Genomic DNA, 6,713 nt, shown 5'->3' on the forward strand with positions numbered 1-6,713 from the left:
GCGGCGCGGGGGACCACGGACCCGACTTTGGAAAGACCCGGCCCGCCCGACGCGGTGCCGGGTCTTTTGCTTTCTGGCCCAAGCCCGGGCCGCGCCTGCCGCCGTGCGCGGCGCGATGTCGCCCGCCGGGGCCGGAGCGCCGCAGCGCTAGCAGACAGGACTTTGCCTTTCCGTCACCAGTCTGACATGAAGACGCCGAAAGACGGGGGGCGATGATGAGCGACGAGATTTCCCAGGCCTTCGGGCCGCTGGCCGAGCGGTCCCAGGCGCTGTCGGGCGATCACCCGGCGGATCGGATCGCCCTGCGCGATCACCTTGAATCGGTGGAGATCGGCGCCTTCCAGGAAGAACGCGGCACCCATCAGCGCCTGCGCTTCAACATCGTGGTCGAGGTGCGCAATCCCGCCGATATCGCCGATGACGTGGACCGGATCCTGTCCTACGATACGCTCACCGATGCCATCGCCGCAGAGCTGGCCGCCGAACGGCTGAACCTGCTTGAGACCCTGGCCGAACGGATCGCCGCCTATATCCTGCGCGAACCCGCCGCCGAGCGTGTCTTCGTGCGGATCGAGAAGCTGGACCGTGGCCCGGGATCGCTGGGCGTTGAGATCCTGCGCACCGCCAGCGATGCCCTGCCGCTCAGCCAGGCCGCCCGCGTGCAGGAGGGGCCCGATCCGCTGGTGGTCTACCTGTCCGATGCCGCCACCGGCTCTGCCCAGCTGCCCGCCTGGCTGGACCAGCTGGAAGGCCAGCCGCGCCCGGTGATCCTGTGCTGCGGCCCGGCGGCGCATTCCCATGCCGCCCATCCCCTTGTGCAGCGCCGGATCGACCTGCTGGCCATCGAACAGAACGCCTGGCTGCTGGCGGCGCGGGATCGCCGCTGCGTGGTCGTCGCCAGCCGGACAGAGATCGACTATGCCATGAAGACCCGGCAGATCTGCCTCTGGGCGCCGTCCAAGATCGTGCTGGATGCTGCCGGGGACCGCCCGGAGCGGATCGACGGCGCGGCGCTGGCGCTTTGGCTGGCCGGTCTGCTGGGGGCCTCGGACATGCTGGTGCTGGGCGGTGCGCTGCCCGCGCCCGAAGGGGCCACCCGCCTGATCCCCGCCGACCCCGAGACGGAGCACCTGCCGCTGCCATGATCTACTATCGCCCGCTGCCCCAATCCGGCCCCCGACCCGAGGGCGCGCTGCCGCTCTGCGGTGGCCCGCTGTGGTTTTCCCAGGTCGAGGCGCTCAGCCGCGAGGGCGCGCGCCTCCTGCCCGCCTCCGAGCTGCCCGAGGATTGGTCGCGCCGCCTCTGCCGCCCGCGCCCGGCGCTGGCCGGCCTGGCGATGGATCGCCCCCGGATCATGGGCATCCTCAATACCACGCCGGACAGTTTCTCTGACGGCGGGGCCTTCACGGAGCTTGAGGTGGCGCGCGCCCATGCGGCGGCGATGGCCCGCGCCGGCGCCGACATGATCGACATCGGCGGGGAAAGCACCCGCCCCGGTGCGCCCGACGTGCCCCCCGAAGAAGAGATCCGCCGCACCGCCCCGGTGATCGAGGCCTTGCAGGGCCTGGGCCTGCCCCTGTCCATCGACACCCGCAAGGCCGCGGTCGCTAGCGCCGCCGCCCGCGCGGGGGCGGCGCTGATCAACGATGTCTCTGGTTTCACCCATGATCCGGCCCTTGCGGGGCTGGCCAGCGCCATGGGGCTGCCGGTCTGTGTCATGCACATGCGCGGCACGCCGGGGGACATGCACCTGGATCCCTCTTACGACCATGCGCTGCTGGACACCTACGACGAGCTCGAGGCGCGGATCGCGGCGGTTGAGGCCCAGGGCATTCCCCGGGCGCGCATCCTGGCCGATCCCGGCATCGGCTTTGCCAAGACGGGGGCGCATAACCTGGAGATCCTGCAGCGGATCTCGCTTTTCCACGGGCTGGGCTGTCCGATCCTGCTGGGCGTGTCGCGCAAGCGCTTCATCGGGGCTGTCGGCAAGGCCCCACAGGCCGAAGAGGCGCCAGAGGCCCGCGACCGCGCGCCGGGCTCGATCGCCGTGGCCCTGGCCGGGATCGCCCAGGGGGTGCAGATGGTGCGGGTCCATGACGTGGCCGAAACCGCCCAGGCCATCCGCCTGTGGCAGGCGGTGCGCGACGGGGCAGCCTGAGGGGGCCTTGCTTACCGGTCCCGGGGCGCGCTCGCACGGCCGCTTGGGGGCTGGGGTCGCCCCGCGCCCTAAAGCTCTGCCGCGGCCAGGGCCAGACCGTCGACCACGGCGGTAAAGGCCGCCGCCCGCTCGACCCGCGCGGCGGGGCACAGCGCCTCTGCCACCTCGCTGACCATGCCCATCAGGCTGGAGCCGCCCACCAGCACCACGGCCGAGATCTGGTCCGGCGTGACACCGGCCATCTTCAGGCTTTCGGCGGCAGAGACTTCAAGCGCGTGGCGCTGCTCTGCCAGGGCCTCTGCCATGGACGAGCGCGAGATATCGGCCGAGAGCCCGCGCTCCACCATGGTCAGGCGGATCTGGGCCAGCTCATGATCATTGGCCGCGATCTTGCCGCGCTCGACCGAGAAGGCCATGTCGTGGCCCAGCTCGTTCTCAAGCACGCTGGCCAGGCGCGCGACCTTGGCCGGTTCCACCGCCTGGCGCAGCATCCCGGCGACAAGGCGGCGGGTCTCTGGCGTATAGAGAAAGGGGATCTTGGCCCAGGTCGCCAGCTCCACGAAGATCGCGGTGGGCATGGGCAGAAGGCCCGCGCCCATCTCGCGCTTCAGCTGACCGCCCTGGCCCAGCAGCGGCATGACATGGCTCTGGGAGAGGGCGGCATCGAAATCCGTGCCCCCCAGCCGGATGCCGTGGCTTGCCATGACCTCAAGCCCCGCCGCGCCCTGGCGGAAGACGGTGAAGTCGGTGGTGCCGCCGCCGATATCGACGACCAGCCCCGTTTCGCCCGTACGGTCCCGGCCCATGGCGGCGCGGGCGGCGGCCTCCGGCTCTGCCATGAAGCGGATCTCTTCAAAGCCGGCGGCGGCGTAGCAGCCGCGCAGATCGGCCTCTGCCTGGGCGTCGCGCTCCGGGTCGCGGTCATGGAAGTGGACGGGGCGCCCGGACAGCACGCGGGTCACCGGGTGGCCGAGCTCTGCCTCGGCGGCCTGGCGCAGCTTGACCAGGAAGGCGGTGACGATATCCGCAAGGGTGCGCCGCCGCCCGCCGATCAGCCGGCGTTCATGGAACAGCCCGGTGCCCAGCACGGATTTCAGCGCCCGCATGTAGCGGCCTTCCTCGCCCCCGATCAGCGCCTCTGCGGCGGCCTGGCCGATCAGCATGGCGCCCTGGTCTTCGGGAAAGAAGACGGCGGTGGGCAGGGTGGCGGCATCGCGCTCGACCTCTATCCGACGGATCGCGCCCTGCTGCACCACGGCGGCCGCCGAATTCGACGTGCCGAAATCCACGGCCAATACCTGTCCCGGACCTGTCCCGCCCATGGCTGCCTCCTGCTGCTCTCTTTCTTGGGAAACCCGCCTGCTATCCAAAGCGGGCTGGCACCGCAACCGGGAAAACCGGCCAGCGCGCGCCCTGCCTCTTCTTCTTGCCGAAGATACTCCGGGGGAGAGGGGCGCAGACCGCATCGAGCGGTCTGCGCCCCTCGGGGGCAGAGCCCCCGGGCACGGCCGGACAGCGGGCACGAGGCCGGCCAGCTGGCGCCAGCGGCAACGAAAAGGGGCCCCGCCAACCGGCAGGGCCCCCTGATGTCTGAACGCGTGATCCCCTGCGGGATCAGTTCTTGGACTTGTCGACCATCTTGCCGGCAGAGATCCAGGGCATCATGGCGCGCAGCTTCTCGCCCGTTGCCTCGATCTGGTGCTCGTCGTTCAGGCGGCGGGTGCCCTTGAAGAACGGCTGGCCAACGGTGTTTTCCTGCATGAAGTCACGCACGAACTTGCCGGTCTGGATGTCGCGCAGAACCGCTTTCATGCGGGCCTTGGTTTCGTCGTAGGGCAGGATGCGCGGGCCGGAGACATATTCGCCGTACTCGGCCGTGTTGGAGATCGAGTAGTTCATGTTCGCGATGCCGCCTTCGTAGATCAGGTCCACGATCAGCTTCACTTCGTGCAGGCACTCGAAATAGGCCATCTCGGGCGCGTAGCCGGCTTCCACCAGGGTTTCGAAGCCCATGCGGATCAGCTCGACCAGGCCACCGCAGAGCACGGCCTGCTCACCGAAGAGGTCGGTTTCGCATTCTTCGCGGAAGTTGGTCTCGATGATGCCCGAGCGGCCGCCACCGATGGCGGAGCAATAGGACAGGCCGATTTCCAGCGCCTTGCCGGAGGCGTCGTTGTCCACGGCCACCAGGCAGGGCACGCCGCCGCCCTTGGTGTATTCGCCGCGCACGGTGTGGCCGGGGCCCTTGGGCGCCATCATGATGACGTCGACGCCGGGCTTGGGCTCGATCAGGCCGAAGTGCACGTTCAGACCGTGGGCAAAGGCGATCGCGGCGCCGTCCTTCAGGTTGTCGTGGACGTATTTCTTGTAGGTTTCGGCCTGCAGTTCATCGGGCATGGTGAACATGATCAGGTCGCACCAGGCTGCCGCTTCCGCGATGCCCATGACCTTGAGGCCTTCGCCTTCGGCCTTCGCGGCAGAGGCGGAGCCTTCGCGCAGGGCGACGACGACGTTCTTGGCGCCGGAATCGCGCAGGTTCAGCGCATGGGCGTGGCCTTGCGAGCCATAGCCCAGGATGGCGACCTTCATGTCCTTGATCAGGTTGATGTCGCAGTCGCGGTCATAATAAACGCGCATGATCTCTTCCTTCCATATGCCCTTTTCCGGGCTTTATCTCATGCTGGGCAGCATAGGGGTTTCCACGCGCTGTGCGTTGCAAATCTTGCAGATATGGGGCATGGGAAGAAAACTCTATTCGCCAGATTGCGGAATGTGTGAAAATCCATGCTTGATGATACGGACCGGCGCATCCTGCGCCATTACCAGGCCGATCCGGCGGCCAGCGCGGCGCAGATTGCCGAACGGGCCGGGCTGACACAGGCCACCTGCTGGCGCCGGCTGGAGCGGATGCAGGAAGAGGGCGTGATCCGCGGATCCCATGCGGTGATCGACTGGCACGCGCTTGGCTACACGGTGGAGGTGTCGCTGCGCGTCACCCTGGACAAGTCCCAGCCCCGCGCCTTCGAGGAATTCGCCGCCGCCGCCCGCCTGATCCCCGAGGTTCTGGAGATCCAGTCCTTCCTGGGGCAGGTCGACGTGCGGCTTGGCCTGATCGCGCGCGACATGGATCACTACCAGGAGATCTACCGCCACCGGATCCTGACCCTGCCGCATATCTCTGACCTGGATGCGCTGATGCATATCGCGCGCATCAAGTTCGAGGAGTCGGTGCCGCTATGACGCCTATCAAGACAGGAATGACCGCTTGGCCCGTGCCCCCGGCGATCCCGGGCGGCGGGGGCCCAATTCGCAGGAGGCAACCGGCATGATCGATCTGGACGACACGGACCGCCGCATCCTGCGCGCGCTGAGCGAGGACGCGAGCCTGAGTTCCGGCGCGCTTGGCCGCCGGCTGGGCCTGTCCCAGCCCGCCACCTGGCGGCGCATCCGCCGCTTGCAGGACGCCGGCGCGATCCGGGGGCGGCGGCTGGACCTGGACCTTCAGCGGCTTGGCTTCGGGGTCACGGTCTTCCTGGGGATCAAGCTGGCGGCCAAGGGACGGCTGAGCCTTGAGGACTTTGAACGCGCTGTCTCTGCCATCCCGGAGGTGCAGACGATCGAGCATATCCTGGGCGCCTATGATTACCGGCTGCGGGTCACGGCGCGGGATATCTCTGACTTTGAGCGGGTCTTGCGGCGGCGGATCATGACCCTGCCGGGGATCGGCAATGTCGATGCCAACGTGATGCTGTCAGAGGAACGGCTGCCCGGCCCGCTGGGCTAGCGCGCGGTCATTCCCGCGCGCCAAGGCCCATCTGCATCATCATGCGGCGCACCGGGGCGGCGCCGTAGAGCACCTCAAGCCCCGCGGCGCGCAGGTCGCGCAGCGGCTGGGCCGAGACCTGGGAGGCCCGGTTCAGCATGTCGATGCCGGCAAGGCGGATCTTCACCTCGCGGTGGCGCGCCCGGTCATAGGCCGAGAGCATCGCGGCCGAGCCGAGTTCATGCGTGCGGGCCAGGTCGCGCAGGCTGCGCAGATCGCCCAGCGACATGTTCAGCCCCTGCGCCCCGATGGGGGGCAGCACATGGGCGGCCTCTGCCATCAGCGCCAGGCGCTGGCCGGACATGTGATCCGCCACCTGGGTGATGATGGGCCAGACGGAGCGGCGCGTTTCCAGCTTGAGCGGGCCAAGCAGGCCGGTGCTGCGCCGCATCAGGGCCGCTTCGAAGTCTTCCACCGGCATCGCGGCCAGCTCCTGCGCGCGCGGGCCGTCCTCCATCCAGACCACGGCAGAGCTGTGGCGGCCTTCGTAATCGGGCAGGGGCACCAGGGTGAAGGGCCCGCCACGGCGGTGGATCTCTGTCGAGATGTTGTCATGCGGGAGGGGATGGGTGACGGCGAAGGCCAGGGCCTTTTGCCCGTAGCGCGTTGTCTTGACCCCGATCCCGGCGGCCTCCCGCATGGGAGAGCCGCGCCCGTCCGCCGCGATCACCAGCGCGGCGCGGGCCCGGGTGCCATCGCTGAGCCCGACGATCGCGCCGGTCTCACGGGTGA

7 protein-coding genes are annotated in these 6,713 nt (G+C 68.9%); 4 read left to right on the forward strand and 3 right to left on the reverse strand.

Going from position 1 to position 6,713, the window contains the following annotated elements; genetic code table 11:
* Positions 1-215 precede the first annotated feature (215 nt).
* Entirely contained in the window at positions 216-1,145 is a 930-nt protein-coding gene (locus HCZ97_RS16535; protein ID WP_167690080.1) for a dihydroneopterin aldolase, read from the forward strand.
* Positions 1,142-2,158, forward strand: coding sequence for a dihydropteroate synthase (gene folP / locus HCZ97_RS16540; protein WP_167690082.1), 1,017 nt, complete (start codon positions 1,142-1,144; stop codon positions 2,156-2,158). Before HCZ97_RS16535 ends, folP begins: the two co-directional genes overlap by 4 nt.
* Before the next feature lie 68 nt (positions 2,159-2,226).
* On the opposite strand, the gene HCZ97_RS16545 is transcribed toward folP, so the two are convergent.
* On the reverse strand, positions 2,227-3,480 hold the full coding sequence (locus HCZ97_RS16545; RefSeq protein ID WP_167690084.1) for an Hsp70 family protein: 1,254 nt from the start codon (positions 3,478-3,480) through the stop codon (positions 2,227-2,229).
* Between the two features lie 292 nt (positions 3,481-3,772).
* On the reverse strand, positions 3,773-4,795 hold the full coding sequence (ilvC, locus tag HCZ97_RS16550) for a ketol-acid reductoisomerase (RefSeq protein WP_167690086.1): 1,023 nt from the start codon (positions 4,793-4,795) through the stop codon (positions 3,773-3,775).
* 147 nt (positions 4,796-4,942) lie between these two features.
* On the opposite strand from ilvC, the gene HCZ97_RS16555 reads away from it, so the two are divergent.
* Complete coding sequence (locus HCZ97_RS16555) at positions 4,943-5,398, forward strand: Lrp/AsnC family transcriptional regulator (protein ID WP_167690088.1); 456 nt, start codon at positions 4,943-4,945, stop codon at positions 5,396-5,398.
* 85 nt (positions 5,399-5,483) lie between these two features.
* Positions 5,484-5,942: an Lrp/AsnC family transcriptional regulator gene (locus HCZ97_RS16560; protein ID WP_167690089.1), complete on the forward strand. Its 459-nt coding sequence runs from the start codon at positions 5,484-5,486 to the stop codon at positions 5,940-5,942.
* Positions 5,943-5,949: 7 nt separating this feature from the next.
* Here HCZ97_RS16560 and HCZ97_RS16565 read toward each other — a convergent pair.
* A partial coding sequence (locus HCZ97_RS16565) for an FAD-dependent monooxygenase (RefSeq protein WP_175581752.1) occupies positions 5,950-6,713 on the reverse strand: 764 nt, incomplete at its 5' end.

Source organism: Pseudooceanicola sp. HF7 (assembly GCF_011806405.1).
Lineage (GTDB): Bacteria > Pseudomonadota > Alphaproteobacteria > Rhodobacterales > Rhodobacteraceae > Pseudooceanicola.

What these genes read in the sequence shown, in the direction of transcription:
- ilvC (WP_167690086.1), bottom strand. Translation starts at nt 4,795, where the DNA reads ATGCGCGTTTATTATGACCGCGACTGCGACATCAACCTGATCAAGGAC.
- HCZ97_RS16535 (WP_167690080.1), top strand. Translation starts at nt 216, where the DNA reads ATGAGCGACGAGATTTCCCAGGCCTTCGGGCCGCTGGCCGAGCGGTCC.
- HCZ97_RS16545 (WP_167690084.1), bottom strand. Translation starts at nt 3,480, where the DNA reads ATGGGCGGGACAGGTCCGGGACAGGTATTGGCCGTGGATTTCGGCACG.
- HCZ97_RS16555 (WP_167690088.1), top strand. Translation starts at nt 4,943, where the DNA reads ATGCTTGATGATACGGACCGGCGCATCCTGCGCCATTACCAGGCCGAT.
- folP (WP_167690082.1), top strand. Translation starts at nt 1,142, where the DNA reads ATGATCTACTATCGCCCGCTGCCCCAATCCGGCCCCCGACCCGAGGGC.
- HCZ97_RS16560 (WP_167690089.1), top strand. Translation starts at nt 5,484, where the DNA reads ATGATCGATCTGGACGACACGGACCGCCGCATCCTGCGCGCGCTGAGC.